General features: G+C 64.3%; 24 protein-coding genes. 9 read left to right on the forward strand and 15 right to left on the reverse strand.

Features of this window, described 5'->3' with window-relative positions:
- Nucleotides 1–94 precede the first annotated feature (94 nt).
- The 9 genes from msrQ to mrcB form a co-directional block, all read right to left on the reverse strand.
- Entirely contained in the window at nt 95–703 is a 609-nt protein-coding gene (gene msrQ, locus N5D48_RS18700) for a protein-methionine-sulfoxide reductase heme-binding subunit MsrQ (protein ID WP_279887068.1), read from the reverse strand.
- A complete protein-coding gene (gene msrP, locus N5D48_RS18705; RefSeq protein ID WP_279887069.1) occupies nt 703–1716 on the reverse strand; it encodes a protein-methionine-sulfoxide reductase catalytic subunit MsrP in 1014 nt (337 codons plus the stop codon). The genes msrQ and msrP overlap by 1 nt, the downstream gene beginning before the upstream one ends.
- A 75-nt stretch (nt 1717–1791) precedes the next feature.
- Nucleotides 1792–2643 (reverse strand): CDP-diacylglycerol--serine O-phosphatidyltransferase, encoded by an 852-nt coding sequence (pssA, locus tag N5D48_RS18710; RefSeq protein ID WP_279887070.1) that lies wholly within the window; start codon nt 2641–2643, stop codon nt 1792–1794.
- A 152-nt stretch (nt 2644–2795) separates the two neighbouring features.
- Nucleotides 2796–3812 (reverse strand): ketol-acid reductoisomerase, encoded by a 1017-nt coding sequence (gene ilvC / locus N5D48_RS18715; protein ID WP_027917653.1) that lies wholly within the window; start codon nt 3810–3812, stop codon nt 2796–2798.
- Nucleotides 3813–3865: 53 nt separating this feature from the next.
- Nucleotides 3866–4357, reverse strand: a complete 492-nt coding sequence (ilvN, locus tag N5D48_RS18720; protein WP_003250040.1) for an acetolactate synthase small subunit — start codon at nt 4355–4357, stop codon at nt 3866–3868.
- Nucleotide 4358: 1 nt separating this feature from the next.
- On the reverse strand, nt 4359–6083 hold the full coding sequence (locus tag N5D48_RS18725) for an acetolactate synthase 3 large subunit (protein ID WP_279887074.1): 1725 nt from the start codon (nt 6081–6083) through the stop codon (nt 4359–4361).
- A 407-nt stretch (nt 6084–6490) separates the two neighbouring features.
- The gene (locus tag N5D48_RS18730) at nt 6491–6823 is read right to left on the reverse strand and encodes a YqcC family protein (RefSeq protein WP_279887076.1); all 333 of its coding nucleotides are present in this window, start codon (nt 6821–6823) and stop codon (nt 6491–6493) included.
- Nucleotides 6820–7599: a tetratricopeptide repeat protein gene (locus N5D48_RS18735; protein ID WP_279887078.1), complete on the reverse strand. Its 780-nt coding sequence runs from the start codon at nt 7597–7599 to the stop codon at nt 6820–6822. The genes N5D48_RS18730 and N5D48_RS18735 overlap by 4 nt, the downstream gene beginning before the upstream one ends.
- A 26-nt stretch (nt 7600–7625) precedes the next feature.
- Nucleotides 7626–9947, reverse strand: a complete 2322-nt coding sequence (mrcB, locus tag N5D48_RS18740) for a penicillin-binding protein 1B (RefSeq protein ID WP_279887079.1) — start codon at nt 9945–9947, stop codon at nt 7626–7628.
- Between the two features lie 117 nt (nt 9948–10064).
- On the opposite strand from mrcB, the gene N5D48_RS18745 reads away from it, so the two are divergent.
- From N5D48_RS18745 to N5D48_RS18755, 3 genes are all read left to right on the forward strand, one after another.
- Nucleotides 10065–11627 carry a bifunctional aminoglycoside phosphotransferase/ATP-binding protein gene (locus N5D48_RS18745; RefSeq protein WP_279887080.1) on the forward strand — a complete coding sequence of 521 codons (1563 nt, stop codon included), beginning with the start codon at nt 10065–10067 and terminating at the stop codon, nt 11625–11627.
- Between the two features lie 100 nt (nt 11628–11727).
- Nucleotides 11728–12081: a pentapeptide repeat-containing protein gene (locus N5D48_RS18750; RefSeq protein WP_279887082.1), complete on the forward strand. Its 354-nt coding sequence runs from the start codon at nt 11728–11730 to the stop codon at nt 12079–12081.
- A 275-nt stretch (nt 12082–12356) separates the two neighbouring features.
- Complete coding sequence (locus N5D48_RS18755) at nt 12357–12635, forward strand: TfoX/Sxy family protein (RefSeq protein ID WP_279887084.1); 279 nt, start codon at nt 12357–12359, stop codon at nt 12633–12635.
- Nucleotides 12636–12807: 172 nt separating this feature from the next.
- Here N5D48_RS18755 and N5D48_RS18760 read toward each other — a convergent pair whose 3' ends face one another.
- From N5D48_RS18760 to N5D48_RS18775, 4 genes are read right to left on the reverse strand one after another with little or no spacing between them, the layout of a single operon-like run.
- A complete protein-coding gene (locus N5D48_RS18760; protein WP_279887086.1) occupies nt 12808–13698 on the reverse strand; it encodes a ChaN family lipoprotein in 891 nt (296 codons plus the stop codon).
- A gap of 10 nt (nt 13699–13708) precedes the next feature.
- Entirely contained in the window at nt 13709–14476 is a 768-nt protein-coding gene (locus N5D48_RS18765) for a heme ABC transporter ATP-binding protein (RefSeq protein WP_279887088.1), read from the reverse strand.
- Nucleotides 14476–15459 (reverse strand): iron ABC transporter permease, encoded by a 984-nt coding sequence (locus tag N5D48_RS18770; protein WP_279887104.1) that lies wholly within the window; start codon nt 15457–15459, stop codon nt 14476–14478. The genes N5D48_RS18765 and N5D48_RS18770 overlap by 1 nt, the downstream gene beginning before the upstream one ends.
- A gap of 50 nt (nt 15460–15509) precedes the next feature.
- A complete protein-coding gene (locus N5D48_RS18775) occupies nt 15510–16394 on the reverse strand; it encodes an ABC transporter substrate-binding protein (RefSeq protein ID WP_279887090.1) in 885 nt (294 codons plus the stop codon).
- 161 nt (nt 16395–16555) lie between these two features.
- On the opposite strand from N5D48_RS18775, the gene N5D48_RS18780 reads away from it, so the two are divergent.
- A complete protein-coding gene (locus tag N5D48_RS18780; RefSeq protein WP_279887092.1) occupies nt 16556–16873 on the forward strand; it encodes a Rieske 2Fe-2S domain-containing protein in 318 nt (105 codons plus the stop codon).
- On the opposite strand, the gene sfsA is transcribed toward N5D48_RS18780, so the two are convergent.
- Together sfsA and N5D48_RS18790 are read right to left on the reverse strand one after the other, a co-directional pair.
- Nucleotides 16863–17576 carry a DNA/RNA nuclease SfsA gene (sfsA, locus tag N5D48_RS18785; RefSeq protein ID WP_279887094.1) on the reverse strand — a complete coding sequence of 238 codons (714 nt, stop codon included), beginning with the start codon at nt 17574–17576 and terminating at the stop codon, nt 16863–16865. The two genes, N5D48_RS18780 and sfsA, sit on opposite strands and share 11 nt — an antisense overlap.
- Before the next feature lie 2 nt (nt 17577–17578).
- Nucleotides 17579–18751 carry a pyridoxal phosphate-dependent aminotransferase gene (locus N5D48_RS18790; protein ID WP_279887096.1) on the reverse strand — a complete coding sequence of 391 codons (1173 nt, stop codon included), beginning with the start codon at nt 18749–18751 and terminating at the stop codon, nt 17579–17581.
- Between the two features lie 212 nt (nt 18752–18963).
- Between N5D48_RS18790 and dksA the strand changes: the two genes are divergently transcribed.
- The 5 genes from dksA to N5D48_RS18815 form a co-directional block, all read left to right on the forward strand.
- Nucleotides 18964–19407 (forward strand): RNA polymerase-binding protein DksA, encoded by a 444-nt coding sequence (gene dksA / locus N5D48_RS18795; RefSeq protein WP_279887097.1) that lies wholly within the window; start codon nt 18964–18966, stop codon nt 19405–19407.
- Nucleotides 19408–19472: 65 nt separating this feature from the next.
- Nucleotides 19473–20360, forward strand: coding sequence for a tRNA glutamyl-Q(34) synthetase GluQRS (gluQRS, locus tag N5D48_RS18800; protein ID WP_279887099.1), 888 nt, complete (start codon nt 19473–19475; stop codon nt 20358–20360).
- A gap of 301 nt (nt 20361–20661) precedes the next feature.
- Nucleotides 20662–20838, forward strand: coding sequence for a hypothetical protein (locus N5D48_RS18805; protein ID WP_003250005.1), 177 nt, complete (start codon nt 20662–20664; stop codon nt 20836–20838).
- Nucleotides 20822–23797, forward strand: a complete 2976-nt coding sequence (locus tag N5D48_RS18810) for a sensor histidine kinase (RefSeq protein ID WP_279887101.1) — start codon at nt 20822–20824, stop codon at nt 23795–23797. Before N5D48_RS18805 ends, N5D48_RS18810 begins: the two co-directional genes overlap by 17 nt.
- Before the next feature lie 4 nt (nt 23798–23801).
- Nucleotides 23802–25226 (forward strand): sigma-54 dependent transcriptional regulator (locus N5D48_RS18815; protein ID WP_279887102.1); only part of this gene is annotated, 1425 nt, incomplete at its 3' end.

Consider the following 25226-nt stretch of genomic DNA (forward strand, 5'->3'; position numbering starts at 1 on the left):
AGCGGCGCTCGATCTCACAGGCGCCGGAGAACCCTCGGCGAACACCTCTGAGACACAGCACCATCCTCAAGACAGGCCCAACCCGCCCCTCTCCTCAAACCGCTCTCCCCCGGCCCACCAACCTCGGTACCCGCCGCCACACAGACGGAATCCTCAACACCAACAACACCCCACCAATCCCGGCATAGATCGCCCACTCCTTCAGATCCGAACGCACGATCCACAAAAAGTGCAGCAATCCCAACCCGAGAATCACATAGACGAGCCGATGCAGCTTCTTCCAGCGCGCGCCCAATCGCCGCTGGCTATAGCGATTGGACGTGACCGCCAACGCCAGCAACCCCAGAAAGCCGAGCGCACCCACAATGATGTAGGGCCGCTTGCGCAACTCCACAGTGAACTGCCCCCAGTCCAGACCAAGGATGAACACCAGGTAGGCCATCAAGTGCAGCACTATATAAGCAAAGCACCACAACCCCAGTTGCCGACGCACCACGATCCACCCTGACCAGCCGCTCAACCGCTGCAAGGGCGTCATGCTCAGAGTAATCAACAGAAACACCAGCGCCCCCAGGCCAAGACGATCCATGAGGATCTTCCCCGGGTCCGGGTCGAGCAACCCCATCAGTGCCTCGTACAGCCACCAGGCCGGAAACAGACAACCTGCGACGAAGATCGCCAGGCGCAACCAGGGATAACGCATCAGTAGTTCTTCCGCAGGTCGAGGCCGCTGTACAACGACGCCACTTCATCGGTATAGCCATTGAACATCAATGTATCGCGCACATTGGGACTGAACAGGCCGCTGGGCAGCCGCCGCTCCCGAGCCTGGGTCCAGCGCGGGTGATCGACCGCCGGATTGACGTTGGCATAGAAGCCATACTCATCCGGCGCCAATCCCTGCCAGGTGGTGTGCGGCTGCTCCGCTACCAGACTGATGCGCACGATCGACTTGATGCTCTTGAAGCCATACTTCCACGGCACCACGAGGCGCAACGGCGCGCCGTTCTGGTTGGCCAGCTCGCGGCCATACATGCCCACTGCCAGGATCGCCAGCGGATTCATCGCCTCGTCCAGTCGCAGCCCCTCCACGTAGGGCCAGTCGATCAAGGCGAACCCGGAACGCTGCCCCGGCATGCTCTTCGGATCCTGCAGGGTCTCGAAACGGATATAGCGCGCCTTCGAAGTCGGCTCGACCTGCTTGAGCACCTCCGCCAGCGGGAAACCCAGCCACGGAATGACCATCGACCAGGCTTCGACACAGCGCAGTCGATAGATACGTTCCTCCAGCTGGTATGGCTTGACGAAGTCCTCCAGCGCATAGCGCCCGGGCTTGGCCACCTCGCCATCGACCACCAGACTCCAGGGCTCGGTCTTCAGCGACCCGGCATTGGCCGCCGGATCACCCTTGTCGGGCCCGAACTCATAGAAGTTGTTGTAATGGGTAGCGTCCTTGAACGGCGTGATCGCCTCGCCCTGCACGGTCACCGCCTGCCAGCGCGCCGCGGCAAGCTTGTCGGCAAACCACGCAGGCGCCTTGCCGGGGACGACATCGGCATAGCGCGGCGCCTCGGCGGCGACACCCATTCGCGGCAGCGCGCCCAGGGCCAGCCCTGCAAGGGTTCCACCAAGCATGTGACGACGGGAAAGGTAGATCTGTTCGGGGGTGATCTCCGATGACTTGCACTCGGAGGATCGGGGAAGCTTGATGAGCATGGCGGCTCCACAGTACGGGCAACTGATGTACCCGTAAGACTATGGAGCCGGCAGGTTATTCCGCGATTAAATCTTTCAGCTTTTGCGACGACGGACGCGCAGCAGGTACTGCACGGGGCCGGAGATCGCGTAACCGAGGAAGATCAGCAGCAGAATGCGCGGTGGATCGCTGAACACCACGGCGAACACCAGCACCACGGCCAGGATCGCGACAAAGGGCACGCGCCCCTTGAGATCCAGTTCTTTGAAGCTGTTGTACTTGATATTGCTGACCATCAGCATGCCTGCCGCGGCCACCAGCAGCGCTACCAGGAACGACAGCTTGGAGCCTTGGATGCCGTAGTCGCTGAAAGCCCACACGGTACCAGCCACCACGCCTGCCGCCGCCGGGCTGGCCAGACCGATGAAGTAGCGTTTGTCGGCGGTGCCGACCTGGGTGTTGAAACGCGCCAGACGCAGCGCCGCACCCGCCACATAGATGAAGGCGACCATCCAGCCGACCTTGCCCATGTCGCCCAGTGCCCAGCCGAAGGCCAGCAATGCCGGGGCCACGCCGAAGGCGACCATGTCCGACAGCGAATCGTACTCGGCGCCGAAGGCGCTCTGCGTGTTGGTCATTCGCGCGACACGACCATCGAGGCTGTCGAGGATCATGGCGACGAAGATCGCGATGGCGGCAAAGGCGAAATACTTGCTCGCCTCGCGCGGGTCACCGGCGCTCAGGGCGCTCTGCGCGCTCATCGAACTGATGATGGAATAGAAGCCGGCGAACAGGTTCGCGGTGGTGAACAGGTTGGGCAGCAGGTAGATGCCGCGGTGACGGACCTTGCGCCCTTCGGCGTCGTGGCCTTCTTCGACGTGTTCATCGATAGGTAGCAGGCTTTCGGCGTCGGAGGGCTTGTTCGGCTCTTCGGGACGTTCGCTCATGAAATGTACCTTGCAACAGGTTGGAATATGTTCGACACGGGCTCGGAAAAACGGATCTAACTGCGAGCCACTGGTCGCTTTATACCAGAAGCTGACCGCGCAAACGAAAAAACGCGGCCGAAGCCGCGTTTTTCATTTATCGAAGCAGGACCTTAGTTCTTGGTCTTGTCGACGATCTTGTTGGCCGAGATCCACGGCATCATCGAGCGCAGTTGCTCGCCGATGATCTCGATGCCGTGGGCGGCGTTGTTGCGACGCTTGGCGGTCATCGAAGGATAGTTGGTGGCGCCTTCGCTGATGAACATCTTCGCGTACTCGCCGTCCTGGATGCGCTTGAGCGCATTGCGCATGGCCTTGCGGGACTCTTCGTTGATGACTTCAGGGCCGGTGACGTATTCACCGTACTCGGCGTTGTTGGAGATCGAGTAGTTCATGTTGGCGATACCGCCTTCGTACATGAGGTCGACGATCAGCTTCAGCTCGTGCAGGCACTCGAAGTAGGCCATCTCCGGGGCGTAGCCGGCTTCGACCAGGGTTTCGAAACCGGCCTTGACCAGCTCGACGGTACCGCCGCACAGAACGGCCTGCTCACCGAACAGGTCGGTTTCGGTCTCGTCCTTGAAGGTGGTCTCGATGATGCCGGTACGGCCACCACCGACGCCAGCGGCGTAGGACAGGGCGACGTTCTTGGCGTTGCCCGAGGCGTCCTGGTAGATGGCGATCAGGTCAGGGATGCCGCCGCCCTTGACGAACTCGGAGCGCACGGTGTGGCCCGGTGCCTTCGGCGCGATCATGATCACGTCGAGGTCGGCACGCGGAACGACCTGGTTGTAGTGGATCGAGAAACCGTGGGAGAAGGCCAGGGTGGCGCCCTTCTTGATGTTCGGCTCGATCTCGTTCTTGTACAGCTGGCCCTGGAACTCGTCAGGAGTAAGGATCATGACCAGGTCGGCAGCGGCGACAGCGGTAGCCACGTCAGCCACTTTCAGGCCGTGAGCCTCTGCCTTGGCAACGGTAGCCGAACCTTTACGCAGACCGACGGTAACGTCCACACCGGAGTCCTTCAGGTTGCACGCCTGGGCGTGACCCTGCGAACCGTAGCCGATGATGGCGACTTTCTTGCCCTGGATGATGGAAAGGTCGCAGTCTTTATCGTAGAAAACTTTCATGAAATACCCCTGTTATATCTCGGCCCCAGCGGAGCCATCGCTAGTTTTTGAAGTTAGATGCTGAGCACTTTGTCGCCACGGGCAATGCCGGTGACGCCACTGCGCACGGTTTCGAGAATCGATGCGGTGCCGATGGCCTGGATGAAGCTGTCCAGTTTGTCGCTGGTGCCGCTCAGCTGCACGGTGTACACGCTGGCGGTCACGTCGACGATCTGGCCACGGAAGATATCCGTGGTGCGCTTGATCTCGGCGCGCTGGGCCCCGGTGGCCTTGACCTTGACCAGCATCAGTTCACGCTCGATGTGAGCGCTTTCCGACAGGTCGACAAGCTTGACCACTTCGACCAGCTTGTTGAGGTTCTTGGTGATCTGCTCGATCACTTCGTCATGGCCAACGGTGGTCAGCGTCAGACGCGACAGGGTCGGGTCTTCGGTCGGCGCCACGGTCAGGCTTTCAATGTTGTAGTTGCGCTGGGAGAACAGGCCGACCACGCGAGACAAGGCACCGGGTTCGTTTTCCAGCAGCAGGGAAATGATGTGCCGCATATCAGGTACGCTCCGTCTTGCTCAGCCACATGTCACGCATCGAGCCGTCCTTGATCTGCATCGGATAGACGTGCTCGGTCCGGTCGACCGCGATGTCGATGAACACCAGGCGATCCTTCATCGCGAAAGCCTCTTCCAGTTTCGGCTTGAGGTCTTTCAGGCTGGTGATGCGAATGCCCACGTGACCATAGGCTTCGGCCAGCTTGACGAAGTCCGGCAGCGACTCGACATAGGAGTGCGAGTGGCGACCGTTGTAGGACATGTCCTGCCATTGGCGGACCATGCCCAGCACACCGTTGTTCAGGTTGACGATTTTCACCGGCAGACCGTACTGCATGCAGGTGGACAGCTCCTGGATGTTCATCTGGATGCTGCCTTCACCGGTGACGCAGGCCACGTCCTGGTCGGGGAAGTTGAGCTTGACGCCCATGGCCGCCGGGAAACCGAAGCCCATGGTGCCCAGGCCACCGGAGTTGATCCAGCGATTGGGCTTGTTGAAGCGGTAGTACTGCGCCGCGAACATCTGGTGCTGGCCCACGTCGGAGGTGACGAAGGCATCGCCCTGGGTCACTTCGCACAGGGTCTCGATCACCTGCTGCGGCTTGATGATGTTGCCGTCGCCCTTGTCGTAAGGGAACAGCGCACCCTCGCCGCGCCATTCGTCGATCTGCTTCCACCAGGCATCCAGCGCCGCCTTGTCGGGCTGCTCGCCGATTTCCTTGAGGATGGCGAGCATCTCGCTCAACACGCTCTCGACCGGGCCGACGATCGGCACGTCGGCCTTGATCATCTTGGAGATCGACGCCGGGTCGATGTCGATGTGGATGATCTTGGCGTTCGGGCAGAACTTGGCCGGGCCGTTGACCACGCGGTCGTCGAAACGCGCACCGACGGCGAAGATCACGTCGGCGTGGTGCATGGCCATGTTGGCGGTGTAGCTGCCGTGCATGCCGAGCATGCCGAGGAACTGGCGATCGGTACCCGGGAAGCCACCGAGGCCCATCAGGGTGTTGGTGACCGGCAGGTTCAGCGTCTTGGCGATTTCGGTGAGGGCTTCGGAGCCACCGCCGAGGATCACGCCACCGCCGGAGTAGACGATCGGGCGCTTGGCCGCCAGGAGCATCTCGGCCGCCTTGCGGATCTGCCCGGAGTGCCCACGAACAGCCGGGCTATACGAACGCAGCTTGACCTTTTTCGGGTAGATGTACTCGAACTTCTCGGCCGGGTTGGTCATATCTTTTGGAATATCGACCACCACCGGGCCGGGACGGCCGGATTGCGCAAGATAGAAGGCTTTTTTCAGGACTTCGGGGATTTCCGAGGCGTGCTTGATCATGAAGCTGTGCTTCACGATCGGCCGGGAGATACCGATCATGTCGGTTTCCTGGAACGCATCGGTGCCGACCATGGTGCTGGGCACCTGGCCAGACAGGATGACCATCGGAATGGAATCCATGTAGGCGGTGGCAATGCCGGTGATGGCATTGGTCGCGCCCGGGCCGGAAGTCACCAGTACCACGCCGGCCTTGCCGGTGGCACGGGCGTAACCGTCCGCCATATGGGTGGCAGCCTGCTCGTGACGGACCAGGATGTGCTGGACTTCCGGTTCCTTGAACAGGGCATCGTAAACATGAAGGAGAGCACCACCAGGGTACCCGTAGATGTGCTTAACGCCTTCGTCACGCAAGAAGCGGACGACCATCTCAGCGCCAGATAAAAGCTCCACGTTGTTCACCTCTAAAACGCCAGAATACCGCCCTCACTGAGCGGGTCTTAATAGGTTTACTGCCAAGCAGAGCATGAGCGAACGTCAGCACTGACTGAGCAAGTATTGGGAGTGCCCTGGTGTGTTGCGGGCCTTCCCACCCAGCGCGAGGTAACGCGTTGCGGGGTGTTACAAGTCGGCGCGGGTGTGCGCCTCATGATCTGCTTAGCGGGTCTGCTTCTGGCAGTCCCTCTACAGCGGAATCTGGATTCTTGTGATTCGGCGCGCACAAGTCAAGAAAAATTATTGCCAATTTTTCCGCAAGATGAATCACTGCAACCACTAAAAAGGTTACCAGCAGCAGATTTAAGAAGATTTCCATAAAAAAGGGCCACAATCTGCGGCCCTTGAAGGAAAAAGAGAAGAAATCAGGCGGAGGGGCTGATCAATTGGTCGAATTCTGCCAACAGCCGCCGTAGCTCGCGGCTTTGTTCCGGGCGGTCGACAAAAACCGTCTCGGCCATGACCAGGATGCCGGAGGCATTGGGCAACGGCTGGCCATGCTCGAGAATCACTTTCATCCGCGGCAGGAAGATCCACTGCAGCCACTGCTCGAAAGCCATGCTGTCGACGGCGAACGGCACCACGCTGGCCAGCGCCTCGGCACTGGGTGCCTGATCGCTCCACCAGCCCTGGACCTTGAGTTCACGCTCGATCAGCAGCAGGTGGTCGGCGATATCGAGGATGCGCTGTTCCATCACAGGTTGACCCGCGCCTTCTGCCGCGCCAGCGCGGCGCCGGCGCTGTCACCCTGCTTCTCGCGGGCCTGGGCGATGGTGTTCCACAGCTGGGCCTGCAGGTCGGGGCGGCCGTTGGCGTAGGTCAGGGCACGGCGGGCCAGTTGCTCGGACTGCGCCGCATCGCCCTGGGACAGACGCACCTGGGCCAGACGGAACAGCACTTGCGGCTCACGCGGGGCGATACGCTGGGCACGCTCCAGGCTCGACGCGGCGCCGTTGAAGTCGCCACTGCCCTGCTGCTGCTGGGCGGTGGTCAGCAAGGCCAGCACCGGGCCATCGAGCTGCTCGTCGGCGGACAGGCCACCACTGGCGACGTTGCCCCGCGGAATACCGGTCGGCGCGCTGGTGACCGGCGCAGGCTTGCTCATCGACGCGATGTCGAACGGCTCGTCGGCGATCGGGTTGGGGTTGGTGGTGATCGGCCCGCTGCTGACCGGGCCCGGGGTGATCGGGCCGGTGCTGATCGGCGCCGGGCCGCTGCCCGCCGGGAACGACTGGATCGGCGCGCCGCCAGTGCCCTGCGGGATCATCACGGTAACGCCGGAGTCTTCCGGCAACACCTGGGCCTGGCTGCTGCCGCCGCTGGTCGGGTAGGCCGCCGTGCGATTGGCCGAGACACGCTCGCTGTTGGAGACCCGGGTGCTCGAATCGACCACCGGAATGTTGCCACGCGGGACGCTGGCACAACCGTGCAGCACGCTCACTGCCGCCAGGGCAGGTATCCACCACTTGTTCACTTCACACCCTCTTCAGAAGCTCGTGCTCAATTCATCCAGCCCTTGACCCAGTCCATTACCGACTCGGCCGGGTTCTGCTCGCCACCACAGGTGGCGCCAGCGGCCGGTTCACTGCCGCGAATATACGGCATCTGCACCGCTCCCGGACAGCTGCCGTCGGAGCCCTGGCCGCTGTACGGATCTATCCAGGCCTGCACCACGTTGTCCGGCTGCGGCATGTCCAACGGCAGCGGGTCGGCCTTCTTCATGAAGCTGGTCCATACCTGCAGCGCGCCGGTGGCACCGGTGAACGGTGTCTTGCCGTTGTCGTCGCGGCCCAGCCAGACCACCGCCAGCAGGTCCTGGCTGAAACCGGAGAACCAGCTGTCACGGGAATCGTTGCTGGTACCGGTCTTGCCGGCCAGGGTCAGCGAGCCCGGCAATACGTTGTACACCGAACGCCCGGTACCTTCGCGCATCACCCGCTGCATGGCGTTCTGCACCAGATAGATGGACCCCGGATCGAAGGTCTGCTGAATCTGGAACGGATAGCGCTTGAGCGGCTCGCCTTCGGCGGTGAGCACGCTGCGAATACCGCGCATCGGCGTGTTGAAGCCGCCGTTGGCGATGGTCTGGTACATGGTCGCCACCTGCATCGGCGACATGCCGCCAGCGCCCAGCAGCATCGATGGGAACGCCGGCCAGTCGACCTGCACGCCCAGCCGACCGATGGTCTTGATCACATTGGGTACACCCACTTCCAGGCCAAGCTTGGCGGTCGACAGGTTGTAGGAGTTGGCCAGGCCCTGGTACAGGTAGATGGTGCCGTGCGGGCGGCGGTCGTAGTTCTGCGGACGCCACACCTGGCCGTCGGCGCCCTTGACCGAGAACGGCTCGTCCTGCATCCAGGTGGTCAGGGTGAACTTGCTCGGTTGCTCCAGCGCGGTCAGGTATACCGCAGGCTTGACCAGCGAGCCGATCGGGCGCACCGCATCGATGGCCCGGTTGAAGCCGGCGAAGCCCGACTGACGGCTGCCGATCAGCGCCTGCACCTCGCCGGTCTCGGGATTGGTGACCACCATCGCCGACTCGACTTCATCGGCGCCCTTGCGCCCGGCCAGACGCTTGAAGGTCTCGCTCATGGCAGTCTCGGCCTTCATCTGCAGGATCGGGTCGAAACTGGTGAAGATGCGCAGCCCCTCTTCAGTGAGGTCTTCGTCGCGGTAGTCCTGGCGCAGCTGGCGCTTGACCAGGTCGAGGAAAGCCGGGAACGAGCTGTCGGCCAGGCTGCCGCGCTTGGTCACGCCCAGCGGCATCTTCTTCGCCGCATCGACCACCTCCTGGCTGACCACGCCCTGTTCGGCGAGCAGGTCGAGCACCAGGTTGCGGCGCTGCAAGGCGCGCTCGGGATAACGGCGCGGGTTGTAGTAGGACGGCCCCTTGACCATGCCCACCAGCAAGGCGATCTGGTGCAGCTTGAGTTCCTGCAGCGGCTGGCTGAAGAAGAACTGGCTGGCCAGGCCGAAGCCATGCACGGCGCGCTGACCATCCTGGCCGACGAACACTTCGTTCAGATACGCCTCGAGGATCTCGCGCTTGTCGTAGTGCAGCTCGAGCAGCACGGCCATCATCGCTTCGGTCAGCTTGCGGCTGAGGCTGCGCTCGTTGGTCAGGAAGAAGTTCTTCACCAACTGCTGGGTCAAGGTGCTGCCGCCCTGGCGCATGGCGCCGGACGAGGTGTTGACCCACACAGCCCGGGCGATGGACTTGGGCGAGACGCCGAAGTGACTGTAGAAGTCGCGGTCTTCGGTGGCGATCAGGGTTTCCAGCAGGTAAGGCGGCACCTGATCGATCTTGATCAGGATGCGGTCCTCGAGGTTCTTCGGATAGATGCCGCCAATCATCAACGGCTCCAGGCGCACCACATCGAGCTTGCCGCCGTTGGCCCCACTGAGACCGGCGACGTAATCGCCGGAGAAACGCACGCGCACGAACTGCGCTGGCTCCATCCCCTCATAGAACTGGAAGCCACGGGTATTGAGATCGACCGTGTTGCCGTTGACCGAGGCCGCGCCCGGGCCGTTGGCCGCGCTTTCGCGACGGTAGCCCAGCGCGTCGAGTTCGGTGAGGAAGTCGTTGCGGCTCAGCTTCTGGCCGACGAACAGCTCCAGCGGCCGGGCATACACCTTGGCCGGGATGGTCCAGCGCTTGCCGGAGAATTTCTCCTGGACGGTGGCGTCGAGGTAGATCGCGAAACCGGCGATCACCACCAGGCCGACCAGGCTGAGCTTGAGCGCCCAGCCCAGCCAGGCTCGTGCGCGGCCGGTCGGGCGTTTTTTCGGGGTACGGGAAGTTCGGGTACGAGTCATGGCGGCGGATTATACGCACTTTGCAAAAGGGAGGCAGGCGCCCCTGGGCGGTTTGCAGGGACGGCACCATTGACCATAATGTGCGATTCGAATTCCCTGACCCATGAAGGATGCTCCGTGAGCCAAGCCCTGATCAGCGCGCTGCAGAACCCCGCCCTCTATCCGCACCCGGTCGCGGGCTTCCAGCTCATCGAGACGCACATCTCCTGGGTCCTGCTCACCGGCGAGTTCGCCTACAAGATCAAGAAGCCGATGAACTTCGGCTTCCTCGACTTCACCAGCCTGGATCAGCGCGAACACTTTTGTAACGAAGAGCTGCGCCTGAACCAGCGCCTGACCGAAGGCCTGTACCTGGAGGTGCTGCCGATCACCGGCAGCGTCGAGGCGCCACAGATCGGTGGCGAGGGCCCGGCCATCGAATACGCGCTGAAGATGCGCCAGTTCCCCCAGGGCCATATGCTCAGCACCCTGCAGGCCAACGGCGAGCTGAACGCCGGTCACATCGACCAGATGGCCCGGCAGATCGCCGAATTCCACCTGCAGGCGCCGAAAGTATCGGTCGAGCATCCGCTGGGCACTCCGGACGCGGTCATGGCGCCGGTGGAGCAGAACTTCGAGCAGATCCGCCCGTTCCTCACCGACAAGGCCGACCTGCAGCAGCTGGACAACCTGCAAGCCTGGGCCCAGGACAGCTTCAAGCGCCTGCACGACCTGCTCGAGGCGCGCAAGACCAATGGTTTCATTCGTGAATGCCACGGCGACATTCACCTGGGCAACGCCACGCTGATCGACGGCAAGGTGGTGATCTTCGACTGCATCGAGTTCAACGAGCCGTTCCGCCTGACCGACGTCTACGCCGACATCGGCTTCCTGGCCATGGACCTGGAAGACCGTGGCCTCAAGTGCCTTTCGCGCCGTTTCATCAGCCAGTACCTGGAACTGACCGGTGACTACCAGGGCCTGGAGCTGCTGAATTTCTACAAGGCCTACCGCGCCCTGGTACGCGCCAAGGTCGCCCTGTTCAGCCTGTCGCCCGACGCCGATGGCGTGCAGCGCGCCACCACCCTGCGCACCTACCGCAACTATGCCAACCTGGCCGAAAGCTACAGCGCCATCCCCTCGCGCCTGCTGGCCATCACCGAGGGTGTCTCGGCGGTGGGCAAGAGCCACGTGGCGATGCGCCTGGTCGAGGCACTGGGCGCGGTGCGGGTGCGCTCGGACGTGGAGCGCAAGCGCCTGTTCGGCAAGCAGCAGGCAGCCGATGCCGGCCATCTGGAAGCCGGCATCTACGACAAGCAGGCCAGCATCGCCACCTACCAGCGCCTGCATGAACTGGCGGCGATCATCCTGCGCGCCGGTTTCCCGGTAGTGCTCGACGCCACCTACCTCAAGCATGACCAGCGCAAGGCCGCGGCGCATGTCGCCAGCGAGACCGGCGTGCCGTTCCTGATTCTCGACTGCCACGCCCCCGACGCAGTGATCGCCAGCTGGCTGGCCCAGCGCCAGGCCGAAGCCATCGACCCCTCGGATGCCACCCTGGAAGTGGTCAAGGCCCAGCAAGCCAGCCGCGACCCGCTGGATGCCGAAGAGCTGGCGCAAAGCACCCGCGTCGACACCCAGGACGCCAACAACATGAACAAGGTGATCGAGCAGATTCGCCAACGCCTGCCCGGCCTTTGACCCGCCAGGCGTGAAGCAGTCGACAGTTCACGCCTGAAGTCCGGCGCCCCTCCAGTGATGGCATTACAATATCATCACACCCCACGGAGGAGGCGCCGCCATGAATCAGCCCCGTCAGCTGGACAACGTCCTGTACGCCCTGGTCCGCGACGAGAAGATCGCCGCCTTCAACCGTGAGAAGCCTGTGGATACCGCCATCGATTTTCGCGGCGGCGACTTTCGCGGCCTGGACCTGCGCGCCCTGGATGTGCGCGGCATCGATTTCACCGATGCCTACTTCCGCGCCGCCGACCTGCGCGGGCTGGATCTGCGGGACAACGGCCTGGAAGGCGCGAGCCTCGCCCATGCGCAGATCTCTGGGACGTACTTCCCGGCCGAGCTGAGCGCCGACGAGATCCTGATGTCGGTGAAGTTCGGGACACGGATGCGTTATCGCAGCGCTCGCCAAGGGTAAGCGTCTGGCCTGCACCAGGCTGCGCACGCGAACGGTGTGGGAACGGACACACGTGGGAGCGGGCTTGCCCCGCGATAGCGTCAGCCCATCGATCGCCATCGCGGGGCAAGCCCGCTCCCACGCCCCAACTCCTATGGGTGTCCATCCAGCGGAAGTACTGCATCCCGTCGCCGCCGATGGCAAAAGGCCGCGTTATTCACAACCCCCGCTACACTGCTCATTGACCTGCTCGCGATTTATCCACACGACCCGTTCAGCCATCGCAAGGAGGCTCGATGAACGATGAATTGCAGCATCTGAAAAACCTTGGCAAGACCTCCGCGCAGTGGCTGCACGCCGTCGGTATCCACAGTGCCTCGGACCTTCGCCGTCTGGGCGCCGTGGGCGCGTACCAGGCGGTGAGAACGCGAGGGTTCCGGGCTTCGAAGGTGTTGTTGTACGCCATTGAAGGCGCCCTGCTGGACATGCATTGGAACGATCTGCCGGCCGAACGCAAGCAAGCCTTGAACCAGCAGCTCGATGCGAAGTGCCCGACACAGAAGAACGAAAAATAAATTGGCGAAAGGCATTGACTGCGAAATGAGAATCGTTATGATTATCACAACTGGTCGCGAGACTGGTTGGGTAACCTGAAAGCTCCCTGGTTCGGACTCTCAGATTATCTCCTCATCAGGCTAATCACGGTTATTGACCCGGCATTTTGCCGGGTCTTTTTTTGCCTGCGATTCAGTGACCTTCACGCAGTTGGGCGCAGTAGTCCTGCTCGGGCAGCGCCGCGGTGTACCAGACGAAATCGGCCATGCCCACCTCGACCGGCTCCCCCACCTCCGCCAGGAGCAGGACCTTGCTCTGCCCTTCGGCCCCCAGGTCGGCCAGATGCAACGGCACGCCGAGGTCCTTGCGGGCGTGGTAGCTACCGGTGAACAACAGCCCAGGCTGCGGGGCCTCCAGCAGGCGCTCGGCGATGCGCCGGTCGCGCTGCTGCTGGACGGCGAGCATCGCCGGTAGTTGGCTCTGGGGCAACAGGTTGCAGTGACCGGCACGCACCTGCTCGAGCAGCGCCTCTTTTACCGCTGGGGCATTGGAACGCGGCCCGGGCGGGCTGACCGGCTGACGATAGGCTTGGCGGACTTCGCTCGGTGACAGATTGGCGGACAACAAGGGATACGGCCCGCCCAGGGCGGCACGGACGATCGGTCCATACAGCGTCCAGTCCCACCCCTCCTGCCAGTCCAGGGCCTTGGGCAGGTCCGCTGGCCATTGCGTGTTCTTCAGCGCATCCACCCGGGGCTGCTGCTCGGGCTGGAGCATTTCCAATAGCAGGCTGCCCTGAGGCCGCTCACTTGCCAGCGCCTCCAGCAGCCAGAGCTGCAGGGCATGGTGATCGGGATTGTCATGTTTCTCGCCCACCAGTACCCGCGGCGCATCGGCCAGGCGCAGGACCAGTTGTTCCGGGCTCAGGCGCTGTCCGCTGGCCAGGTCGACGATCTGTCCGAGTTGCGCGCTGTCGCGCCCCTCGCTGCTCTGCCAGGCCGGCAGTGGTGGCAGGCTGGCCCGGCAGGCGCCCAACGCCAGCGCCAGACAAACCGCAAGAGCGGACAGCAACGGATAGCGCATGGTCAGGCTCCTAGCGAGTGATGATCAGCGGATGGCCGCGCTCCGGATGCGGCTGTACCAGCACGTCGATACCGAACACAGCTTTCAGCGACACAGGGGTCAGCACCTGGTGCGGTGTGTCCAGCGCGTGGCAGCGTCCCTGCTCGAGCAGCAGGATCTGGTCACAGTAACGCGCGGCAAGATTCAGATCATGCAGGATCACCAGCACTGCCGCGCCCCGGTCGGCGAAACTGCGCACGGCCTGCAACGTGGTGTGCTGGTGCAACGGATCGAGGGCCGAGGTCGGCTCGTCCAGCAGCAGCGTGCTGCCCGCCTCGCCCGGCCACAGCTGGGCCAGCACCCGGGCCAGGTGCACACGCTGACGCTCGCCACCGGACAGCGCCAGGTAGCTGCGCTCGAGCAGGTGCAGCGCATCCGCCGCCTCCAGTGCCGCCCTGACGATCTCATGGTCACGCTGCCGCCCGCTAGCATGGGGCAGGCGCCCCATCCCGACCACTTCCTCGACCGTGAACGAGAAGCCGAGCGAGGACACCTGCGGCAGCACCGCCAGACGCCGTGCCCGTTCCTGGCCGGACCAGTCGCCCAGGGCGCGCCCATCCAGCCGCACCTGTCCGGCGCTGGCAGCCAGTTCGCCGCACAGTCCGCCCAGCAGGCTGCTCTTGCCCGCGCCGTTGGGGCCGAGTACGCCAAGGACCAGGCCAGGGCGCAGTTGCAGATGGATATCGTGCAACACCTGGGTGTTGCCACGCTTGAGCGACAGCCCCTCGACATCGAGCATCAGCTACGCCCTCGCACCAGCAGGAACAGGAAGAACGGCGCGCCGATGAACGCCGTGACGATACCGATCGGCAACTCCGCCGGCGCCAGGGCCAACCGTGCGATCAGGTCGGCGAACAGCAGCAGCGTGCCACCGGCCAGCAGCGATGCGGGCAGCAGGACACGATGGTCCGGCCCAGCCACCAGGCGCACCAGGTGCGGCACCACCAGGCCGATGAAGCCGATCAGGCCCGCAGCCGCGACCGCCGCGCCAACACCCAGTGCCGTGCAGAACACCAGCTCGCGCTTGAGCGCTTCTACCTCGATGCCCAGATGACGGGCCTCGGACTCGCCCAGCAACAGCGCATTGAGTGCCTGCGCCCGGCGCGGCAACCACAGGGCCACCGCGGCCGCCACCAGCAGCAGCGGCCACAGGCGCTCGTAGCTGGCGCCGTTGAGGCTGCCCAGGTTCCAGAAGGTCAGGGTGCGCAGGGTGGCGTCATCGGCCAGGTAGGTGAACAGGCCGACGGCGGAGCCGCCCAGCGCGGTCATGGCGATGCCGGCGAGCAGCATGGTGGCGACGTTGGTCTGCCCATCCCGGCGCCCCAGGCGATACACCAGCGCGGTCACCCCCAGGCCACCGATGAAGGCGCACAGCGACAACAGGTACGGTGCGAACCATTCGGGGATGCCGCCCAGCCAGCTGCCACCGACAATCGCCACCGCCGCGCCGAGGGCCGCGCCGCTGGCGACACCGACCAGACCCGGGTCGGCCAGAGGATTGCGGAACAACCCCTGCATCGCCACGCCGGACAGCGCCAGCACGGCCCCCACGGCGAGCCCCAGCAAGGTACGCGGCAGGCGGATCTGCCCAAGGATCATCTCGGCCTGCTCCAGGCCATCGCCGGAAACCGGCAGCCCGATCAGGCGCAGCCCGGCGCGCAGGGTGTCGAACAGTGGCAGGCTGACCGGGCCCAGCGCCAGCGACAGCCAGATCGCCAGCAAACACAGCAATACCAGGGCGCTGAACAAGGTACGTGGCTGAACCCGCTGCCTCATGGGTTGAGGCTGGCCTTGGCGGCAGGATAGAAGCTGGCGGCCAGCTCATGCAGGGTGGCGGGCAAGCGCGGGCCGAGGCCACCTACCAGCAGCGTCGGGTCGAGCGACAGCAGACGCTTGTCCCGCGCAGCGCGCGAGGCCGCCAACGCCGGGTTTTCCTTGAGCAATGCCTGCAAGGCTTGTTCGCCGCTGAGCGCGCGATCAGAGAACACCACCACATCCGGATTCAGCGCAGCCAGTGCTTCCACCGAAAAGTTCTTGTAGCCCTGATGATCGGCAAGATTGCGCCCGCCGGCCTGGCGCAGCACCCAATCACCGGAGGTGCCCTGCCCCGCGATCAGTGGCTTGGCGCCGGCATGGCCGACCAGCAGCAGCACGCCCGGCGCCTTCTGTCCGGCCTGGGCCTGCTTGATCCGCCCCTGCAAGCTGTCCAGTTGCTGCTTGTAGTCAGCGGCCAGCTCGCTGGCCTTTGCTTCATTGCCCAGCAGCACGCCCAGGTGCTTCAGATTCTCGTCCACCGCATCGACCTCGGCCTTGCTGGAAAACAGCTCGACCCGCACCCCGGCCTTGCGGATCTGCGCCAGGACCGGCGGCGGGCCCATCTCCTCGGTGCCGACCAGTACATCCGGGCGCAGGCTGAGAATGCCCTCGGCCGACAACTGGCGCTGGTAGCCGATACTGGGCAGCGTCTTCAGCGATTCGGGGTGCTGGCTGGTGGTATCGACGCCGACCAGACGCTGCTCGCCGCCCAGGGCGCTGATCCACTCGCTCAAGGCACCACCGGCGCTGACCCAACGCTGCGGGAGTTCGGCGGCCAGGGCCTGGGTGGACAGGGCAATACCGGCGCACAGGGCGAGCAAGGCAGCGGGACGACGCATCATCGGATTCCTTTGCTGGAGGCGAGCCGCGCGCCTTGTGGCGGGCGGTGGAAGTGCGCACCATAGACAGCCTGGCGCGGCGAATGCGAGCAATTTGATAATTATTCGCATTGAAGCGTCAAGCCATCCCTTTGTCACACGGCTTAACCGGAAACTCCGCTGCAATGCATTTTCTCTGTGCCTCCAACGACCTCGCCGAAGGCCACAGCCGCGCCTTCAGCGTAGCCGGCGTGCCGCTGTTCGGCGTGCGCCGCCAGGGCAAGGTCCACCTCTACCGCAACCGCTGCCCGCACCGGGGCATCCCGCTGAACTGGGCGGCGGACAGCTTTCTCGACGACAGCGCGAGCCTGATCCAGTGCGCCCATCACGGGGCCCAGTTCCTGATAGAAAGCGGCGAATGCATCACTGGCCCCTGCGCAGGCGAATGGCTGGAGGCCCTGGACTGCCGGGAAGACAGCCAGGGCATCTGGCTCACGGATTGAGCAGCACCGGCAGCGGGCGATCGATGACCAGTTGCTGCGCATCCAGGCGGGTGCCATAGGCCAGTACCTCGACCCCTTGCGCCACGGCGGCGCGCAGGGCCTGGGCATAGGCGGCGTCGATCTCCTCGGCAGGGCGCACGGCCTCGATGCCGGTCAGGTTCACGCAGTACAGCTGCACCGCGCGGATACCCTGGCGCGCCAGGCCCGCCAGTTCGCGCAGATGCTTGGCGCCACGCTGGGTGACGGCGTCCGGAAAGGCGGCCACGGGCGTATCCGGGTAGCCCAGGGTCACGCTCTTGACCTCGACATAGGCCTTGCCACCGTCGGCGAACTCCAGATAGAAGTCGATACGGCTGCGCTCCTCGCCATAGGCCACTTCACGCTTGAGCGTGGTGAAACCGGCCAGTTCGCTGATCATGCCAGCGCGCAATGCCTCCTCCACCACGGCATTGGCGCGCCCGGTATTGACGCAGGCCAGCCGTCCCTGGGGCGTTTCGCTGATTTCCCAGGTGCCGGGCAACTTGCGCTTGGGGTCGTTGGAGCGACTGAACCACACCTGCCCGCCCTCGCGCATGCAGTTGAGCATGGAGCCGGTGTTCGGGCAGTGGATGGTGATCTGCTCGCCATTGGCCAGTTCGATGTCGGCCAGGAAGCGCTTGTAGCGGCGCAGCAGTCGCGCCTGTTCGAGTTCGGGGAAAAACATCGTCAGCCCTGCCAGGTCCGAAGGCCACGGGCAATGCGCTGCACCGCCTCCTCCAGGCGCGGCAGGCTCTGGGTGTAGGCGAAGCGCACATGGTGGCCGGCCTGGTGGCGACCGAAGTCCAGGCCAGGGGTGAAGGCCAGGTGCTCGGTTTCCAGGAAATGCCGGCAGAACGCGAAGGCATCGCCACCGAAGGCGCTGATATCGGCGTATAGATAGAAAGCACCTTGCGGCTCAACGGCGATGCCGAAACCCAACTCGCGCAGGGCCGGCAGCAGGTAGTCGCGGCGACGGGCGAACTCGGCGCGACGCGCCTCCAGGATCGCCAGGGTGTCTGGCTGGAAGCACGCCAGCGCGGCATGCTGGGCCATGCTCGGAGCACTGATATACAGGTTCTGCGCCAGCTTCTCCAGGTCAGCCACCGCCGACGGCGGGGCCACCAGCCAACCCAGGCGCCAGCCAGTCATGCCGAAATATTTGGAAAAACTGTTCAGGACGAAGGCCTGGTCGTCCACTTCCAGCACGCTCGGCGCGTCCATGCCGTAGGTCAGGCCATGATAGATCTCGTCCACCACCAGGTGACCGTGACGCTCGCGCGTGGCCCGGGACAGGCTCGCCAGCTCGTCGCGGTCGAGGACCGTACCGGTCGGGTTGGCGGGCGACGCGACCAGCGCGCCGACGGTGTCCTTGTCCCAGTGGCGCTCGACCAGATCGGCGGTCAGTTGATAGTTGACGTCCGGCCCGACCGGCACCAGCTGCGCGCCGCCCTCGACCAGGCGCAGGAAATGACGGTTGCACGGATAGCCCGGATCGGCCAGCAGCCAGTGCTTGCCCGGATCGACCAGCAGGCTGCTGGCCAGCAGCAGCGCGCCAGAGCCGCCCGGGGTGATGAGCACGCGCTCAGGGTCGAGATCCACGCCATAGCGCTGGCCATAGAACCCGGCGATCGCCTCACGCAACTGCGGCAAGCCACGCGCCGCCGTGTAGCGGGTGTGGCCTGCGGCCAGGGCGGCCTGGCCAGCGGCGACGATCGGCGCGGCGGTGGTGAAGTCCGGCTCGCCGATCTCCAGATGGATCACATCGTGCCCGGCGGCCTGCAGCTCGTTGGCACGCGCCAGCAGGGCCATCACGTGGAAGGGTTCGATGGCGCGACTGCGCGCACTGTGTGGCTGAGCCATGGGCCTTCTCTCAATTGGGTCTAAACTGGTGATTCTACCTGTGCAAGCCAGCGAACGCGCCGCCCTGTTGGCTGTCAATAGCAGGCATAGGGCGGGGTAGCGCACCCCGGATCTATCTGGTAAGTTCGGCGGCTCGCAGTCGCAGGGCCGGCGGTCGCCGGTGATGGAAGCAGCCTGCGCATTGGATCAGATGAGTGAGAGGCGGTCTATTCATGTCCACCGTAGAAAAGCAAAAAGCCCAGACCATGTACGGTGTCGAGCCCTACGTCGAAAAGCAAGGTGAGGAGTACATGGGCGAGCCCATGAAGAAGCACTTCACCAAGCTCCTCGGTGCCTGGAAACAGGAACTGATGACCAGCGTGGACCGTACCGTGGATCACATGAAGGACGAAGCGGCCAACTTCCCCGACCCGGCCGACCGTGCCAGCCAGGAAGAAGAATTCGCCCTGGAGCTGCGCAACCGTGATCGCGAGCGCAAGTTGATCAAGAAGATCGACAAGACCCTCGACAAGATCAAGGACGACGAATACGGCTGGTGCGACTCCTGCGGCATCGAGATCGGCCTGCGTCGCCTGGAAGCCCGTCCCACCGCTGACCTGTGCTTCGACTGCAAGGAAATCGCGGAGAAAAAGGAAAAGACGGTCGGCAAAGGCTGATCCCTCTCCCTTTCAGACGGGGCGCATCATGCGCCCCGTTTTCATTTATATAGCCTGCACAGCCCATGAACGACTCTCGCTACATCGGCCGCTTCGCCCCCACCCCCAGTGGCTTTCTGCATTTCGGTTCGCTGGTGGCCGCCCTCGCCTCCTGGCTCGACGCTCGCGCCGTGAACGGCCGCTGGCTGCTGCGCATGGAAGACACCGACCCGCCCCGGGAGATGCCCGGTGCCCGTGACGCGATCCTGCAGACCCTGGAACGCTACGGGCTGGAGTGGGATGGCGAGGTGGTGTTCCAGAGCCAGCGCCATGCAGCCTATGCGGCCGTTGTCGATCGCCTGTTCAACATGGGCCTGGCCTACGCCTGCACCTGCTCGCGCAAGCAGCTCGAAGGCTACGACGGCATCTACCCGGGCTTTTGCCGCGATGCCGGGCATGCGCGCGAAGGCGCGGCGATCCGCCTGCGGGTGCCAGAGCTGATCTACCGCTTCACCGACCGCGTCCAGGGCGAGTTCGAGCAACACCTGGGGCGTGACGTCGGCGACTTCGTCATCCAGCGCCGTGACGGGCTCTACGCCTATCAACTGGCCGTGGTGTTGGACGACGCGTGGCAGGGCGTGACCGATATCGTGCGAGGAGCCGACCTGCTGGACAACACGCCGCGCCAGCTGTACTTGCAGGAGCTGCTGGGCTTCACGCAGCCGCGTTACCTGCACATTCCGCTGATCGTGCAGCCGGACGGACACAAGCTGGGCAAGTCGTACCGTTCGCCGCCGCTGGAGGCGGACCAGGCCACGCCGTTGCTGTTGCGAGCCCTGCGGGCATTGGGGCAGCAGACCGATCCAGCACTGGCGGGGGCCAGCCCAACTGAAGTGCTTGCGGTGGCGCGGCAGCAATGGCGGCCGGAGCATATTGCCCGGCAGATGACGGTGCCCGAGGCTGAATTGCATTAGTGCCCTGGTCCGACCGGCCAATGCGATCCTTGTAGGAGCGGCCTTGTATCGCGATGGGCTGCAAAGCAGCCCCGGCAATATCTGCGGCAACGCTGAAAACCTGGGGCCGCTACGCGCCCCATCGCGACACAAGGCCGCTCCTACAGAAACCGCGCAAAACAGAAAGCCGAGCGTTTCACCAAAATCAAAAGCCCAACAAATTCAACCTCTTGGCGAACCCTACCGATTCCCGCTAGCATCGCCGCCATCATTTGCGCCAATAATAAGTCCAAACCCGCAGCGCCCAACCCTCGAGGCCAGCATGTACATCTATCGTTTGGTCCTGCTTCTGGTCGTGGGGATCTACCTGTTCTCCCCGGCCATCATGGACTGGTGGATCGAACCGACCGGAGCCTGGTACCGCCCGTACCTGCTCTGGCTGATCCTGATCGTCGTCACCTTCATCCTGCAGAGCCAACGAGATGCCGATGAGCTTTAGCCTGACCCAGATGATCCTGATCAGCGCCGCCTACCTGCTGGTGTTGTTCGGCGTGGCCTGGATCAGCGAGCGTGGGCTGATCCCGCGCTCGGTCATTCGCCACCCACTGACCTACACCCTGTCGCTGGGCGTCTATGCCAGTGCCTGGGCCTTCTACGGCTCGGTCGGGCTGGCCTACCAGTACGGCTACGGGTTCCTCGCCTGCTACCTGGGCGTGTCCGGCGCCTTCCTGCTGGCACCGGTACTGCTCTACCCGATTCTCAAGATCACCCGTACCTACCAGCTCTCCTCGCTGGCCGACCTGCTGGCGTTTCGCTTTCGCAGTACCTGGGCCGGCGCGCTGACCACGGTGATCATGCTGATCGGCGTGCTGCCGCTGCTGGCCCTGCAGATCCAGGCGGTGGCCGACTCCATCAGCATCCTCACCGGAGAGCCGGTCAAGGCGCGGGTGGCCTTCGCGTTCTGCGCGCTGATCATCCTCTTCACCATCTTCTTCGGCTCGCGCCATATCGCCACCCGCGAGAAGCACGAGGGGCTGGTGTTCGCCATCGCCTTCGAGTCGGTGATCAAGCTGGTGGCGCTGGGCGGTATCGGCCTGTACGCGCTGTACGGCGTGTTCGGTGGTCCCCACGGGCTGGAAGTCTGGCTGCTGCAGAACCAGACCGCCCTCGCGGCGCTGCACACGCCACTGCAGGAAGGCCCGTGGCGCACCCTGCTGCTGGTGTTCTTCGCCTCGGCGATCGTCATGCCGCACATGTACCACATGGCTTTCACCGAGAACCTCAGCCCGCGCTCGCTGGTCAGCGCCAGCTGGGGCCTGCCACTGTTCCTGCTGCTGATGAGCCTGGCGGTGCCGCTGGTGCTGTGGGCCGGCCTGCGCTTGGGCGCCAGCACCAACCCCGAGTACTTCACCCTGGGCCTGGGGATCGCCGCCGACAACGAGGCCCTGGCACTGCTGGCCTACGTCGGCGGCCTGTCGGCCGCCAGCGGGTTGATCATCGTCACCACCCTGGCGCTGTCGGGCATGGCCCTGAACCATCTGGTGCTGCCGCTCTACCAGCCTCCGGCCGAAGGCAACATCTACCGCTGGCTGAAATGGACCCGCCGCGCGCTGATCGTCGCCATCATCACCGCCGGCTTCGTCTTCTACCTCACGCAGAGCAATCACCAGAGCCTGGCCAACCTGGGCATCGTCGCCTTCGTCGCCACGCTGCAGTTCCTGCCGGGCGTGCTCTCGGTGCTGTACTGGCCGACCGCCAATCGCCGCGGTTTCATCGCCGGCCTGCTGGCCGGGACGCTGGTGTGGATGGTGACCATGCTGCTGCCGCTGCTGGGCAACGTGCAGGGCTTCTACATCCCGCTGCTGAACATGATCTACGTGCTGGACGACACCAGCTGGCACATGGCGGCCATCGCCTCGCTGGCCGCCAACGTCCTGCTGTTCACCCTGATCTCGCTGTTCACCAACGCCAGCAGCGAAGAAGTCAGCGCCGCCGAGGCCTGTGCGGTGGACAACGTGCGTCGCCCGCAACGCCGTGAACTGCATGCCGCCTCGCCCCAGGAGTTCGCCACCCAGCTGGCCAAGCCGCTGGGCGCCAAGGCCGCGCAGAAAGAGGTCGAACAGGCCCTGCGCGATCTCTACCTGCCCTTCGACGAGCGCCGGCCCTATGCCCTGCGCCGCCTGCGCGACCGCATCGAGGCCAACCTCTCCGGCCTGATGGGCCCGAGCGTCGCGCAGGACATGGTCGAGACCTTCCTGCCGTACAAGTCGGGCAACGAGAACTACGTCACCGAGGACATCCACTTCATCGAAAGCCGCCTCGAGGACTACCACTCACGCCTGACCGGCCTGGCCGCCGAGCTCGACGCCCTGCGCCGCTACCACCGCCAGACCCTGCAGGAACTGCCCATGGGCGTCTGCTCGCTGGCCAAGGACCAGGAAATCCTGATGTGGAACAAGGCGATGGAAGAACTCACCGGCATCGCCGCCAAGCATGTGGTCGGCTCGCGCCTGGTGACCATCGCCGAGCCCTGGCGCGGCCTGCTGCAGGGTTTCATCAACGTGCCCGACGAGCACCTGCACAAGCAGCGCCTGGCCTTGGACGGCCAGCCACGCTGGTTGAACCTGCACAAGGCGGCCATCGACGAGCCGCTGGCGCCAGGCAACAGCGGCCTGGTGCTGCTGGTGGAGGATCTCACCGAGACCCAGGCCCTGGAAGACAAGCTGGTGCACTCCGAACGCCTGGCCAGCATCGGCCGCCTGGCCGCCGGCGTGGCCCACGAGATCGGCAACCCGATCACCGGCATCGCCTGCCTTGCGCAAAACCTGCGTGAAGAGCGCGAGGGCGACGGCGAGATCATCGAACTGTCCAGCCAGATCCTCGAACAGACCAAGCGTGTGTCGCGCATCGTCCAGTCGCTGATGAGCTTCGCCCATGCCGGCGGCAGCCAGCAGAACAGCGAAGAACCGGTGTGCCTGGCGGAAGTCGCGCAGGACGCCATTGGTCTGCTGGCGTTGAACCGGCGCAATTTCGAAGTACAGTTCTTCAACCTCTGCGACCCGGAGCATTGGGCCGAGGGCGATCCCCAGCGCCTGGCCCAGGTGCTGATCAACCTGCTCTCCAACGCCCGCGACGCATCAAAGCCCGGCAGCGCCGTGCGGGTGCGCAGCGAAGTGAACGAACACACCGTCGACCTGATCGTCGAGGACGAAGGCAGCGGCATCCCGAAAAGCATCATGGACCGCCTCTTCGAACCCTTCTTCACCACCAAGGACCCGGGCGAAGGCACTGGACTGGGGCTCGCTCTGGTCTATTCCATCGTGGAAGAGCATTATGGGCAAATCACCATCGACAGCCCGGCCGACATCGAGCGCCAACGTGGTACCCGGATCCGCGTGACCCTGCCCCGGCATGTCGTAGCGACGTCCCCTGAAATTCGAGACCGTCGAGAGAATTGAATCAATGCCGCACATTCTGATCGTCGAAGACGAAACCATCATCCGTTCGGCCTTGCGCCGCCTGCTCGAACGAAACCAGTACCAGGTCAGCGAAGCCGGCTCGGTGCAGGAAGCCCAGGAACGCTTCAGCATTGCTACCTTCGACCTGATCGTCAGCGACCTGCGCCTGCCAGGCGCCCCGGGCACCGAGCTGATCAAGCTCGGCCAGGGCACGCCGGTGCTGATCATGACCAGTTACGCCAGCCTGCGCTCGGCGGTCGACTCGATGAAGATGGGCGCGGTGGACTACATCGCCAAGCCGTTCGATCACGACGAGATGCTGCAGGCCGTCGCCCGCATCCTGCGCGACCGGCAGAACGCCCCCGCCCCGGCACCTGCCGCCGAAGCACGGCCCGGCAGCGGCAAGGCCAATGGTGAAAAGGCCAGCGCGCCCGCCAATGGCGAGATCGGCATCATCGGCTCCTGCGCGCCGATGCAGGACCTGTACGTGAAGATCCGCAAGGTCGCGCCAACCGACTCCAACGTACTGATTCAGGGTGAATCGGGCACCGGCAAGGAGCTGGTCGCCCGCGCCCTGCACAACCTGTCGCGTCGGGCCAAGGCGCCGATGATCTCGGTGAACTGCGCGGCGATTCCGGAAACCCTGATCGAGTCCGAGCTGTTCGGCCACGAGAAGGGGGCGTTCACCGGTGCCAGCGCCGGTCGCGCAGGCTTGGTGGAAGCGGCCGATGGCGGCACCCTGTTCCTCGACGAAATCGGCGAACTGCCGCTGGAGGCTCAGGCGCGCCTGCTGCGCGTGTTGCAGGAAGGCGAGATCCGCCGGGTCGGCTCGGTGCAGTCGCAGAAGGTCGACGTGCGCCTGATCGCCGCGACCCACCGTGACCTGAAGAACCTGGCCAAGGCCGGCCAGTTCCGCGAAGACCTTTATTACCGCCTGCATGTGATCGCCCTGAAACTGCCGGCCCTGCGCGAGCGCGGCAGCGACGTCAACGAGATCGCCAATGCCTTCCTCGCCCGCCAGAGCGCGCGCATCGACCGCGACGACCTGCATTTCTCCCATGAAGCCGAGCAGGCCATTCGTCACTACAGTTGGCCGGGTAACGTGCGCGAACTGGAAAACGCCGTGGAGCGTGCGGTGATTCTCAGCGAGAGCGCGGAAATCTCCGCCGACCTGCTGGGCATCGACATCGAGCTGAGCGACCTGGACGACGACGTGCTCGACAACCTGCCGGCACTGGCCAGCGCCAACAACGCCAGCCACGAACCGACCGAGGACCTGTCGCTGGAGGACTACTTCCAGCACTTCGTGCTCGAGCACCAGGACCACATGACCGAGACCGAGCTGGCTCGCAAGCTGGGCGTAAGCCGTAAATGCCTGTGGGAACGCCGCCAGCGCCTGGGCATTCCGCGGCGCAAGAGCAACGCCACC

It is taken from the genome of Pseudomonas sp. GD03858 (genome assembly GCF_029840925.1).
In the GTDB taxonomy this organism is placed as follows: Bacteria; Pseudomonadota; Gammaproteobacteria; order Pseudomonadales; family Pseudomonadaceae; genus Aquipseudomonas.

Excerpts from the sequence above, each read along its gene's own strand:
- msrQ (WP_279887068.1), bottom strand. The coding sequence starts at position 703 with ATGCGTTATCCCTGGTTGCGCCTGGCGATCTTCGTCGCAGGTTGTCTG.
- msrP (WP_279887069.1), bottom strand. The coding sequence starts at position 1,716 with ATGCTCATCAAGCTTCCCCGATCCTCCGAGTGCAAGTCATCGGAGATC.
- pssA (WP_279887070.1), bottom strand. The coding sequence starts at position 2,643 with ATGAGCGAACGTCCCGAAGAGCCGAACAAGCCCTCCGACGCCGAAAGC.
- ilvC (WP_027917653.1), bottom strand. The coding sequence starts at position 3,812 with ATGAAAGTTTTCTACGATAAAGACTGCGACCTTTCCATCATCCAGGGC.
- ilvN (WP_003250040.1), bottom strand. The coding sequence starts at position 4,357 with ATGCGGCACATCATTTCCCTGCTGCTGGAAAACGAACCCGGTGCCTTG.
- mrcB (WP_279887079.1), bottom strand. The coding sequence starts at position 9,947 with ATGACTCGTACCCGAACTTCCCGTACCCCGAAAAAACGCCCGACCGGC.
- N5D48_RS18750 (WP_279887082.1), top strand. The coding sequence starts at position 11,728 with ATGAATCAGCCCCGTCAGCTGGACAACGTCCTGTACGCCCTGGTCCGC.
- N5D48_RS18755 (WP_279887084.1), top strand. The coding sequence starts at position 12,357 with ATGAACGATGAATTGCAGCATCTGAAAAACCTTGGCAAGACCTCCGCG.
- N5D48_RS18760 (WP_279887086.1), bottom strand. The coding sequence starts at position 13,698 with ATGCGCTATCCGTTGCTGTCCGCTCTTGCGGTTTGTCTGGCGCTGGCG.
- N5D48_RS18765 (WP_279887088.1), bottom strand. The coding sequence starts at position 14,476 with ATGCTCGATGTCGAGGGGCTGTCGCTCAAGCGTGGCAACACCCAGGTG.
- N5D48_RS18775 (WP_279887090.1), bottom strand. The coding sequence starts at position 16,394 with ATGATGCGTCGTCCCGCTGCCTTGCTCGCCCTGTGCGCCGGTATTGCC.
- N5D48_RS18780 (WP_279887092.1), top strand. The coding sequence starts at position 16,556 with ATGCATTTTCTCTGTGCCTCCAACGACCTCGCCGAAGGCCACAGCCGC.
- sfsA (WP_279887094.1), bottom strand. The coding sequence starts at position 17,576 with ATGTTTTTCCCCGAACTCGAACAGGCGCGACTGCTGCGCCGCTACAAG.
- N5D48_RS18790 (WP_279887096.1), bottom strand. The coding sequence starts at position 18,751 with ATGGCTCAGCCACACAGTGCGCGCAGTCGCGCCATCGAACCCTTCCAC.
- dksA (WP_279887097.1), top strand. The coding sequence starts at position 18,964 with ATGTCCACCGTAGAAAAGCAAAAAGCCCAGACCATGTACGGTGTCGAG.
- gluQRS (WP_279887099.1), top strand. The coding sequence starts at position 19,473 with ATGAACGACTCTCGCTACATCGGCCGCTTCGCCCCCACCCCCAGTGGC.
- N5D48_RS18805 (WP_003250005.1), top strand. The coding sequence starts at position 20,662 with ATGTACATCTATCGTTTGGTCCTGCTTCTGGTCGTGGGGATCTACCTG.
- N5D48_RS18810 (WP_279887101.1), top strand. The coding sequence starts at position 20,822 with ATGCCGATGAGCTTTAGCCTGACCCAGATGATCCTGATCAGCGCCGCC.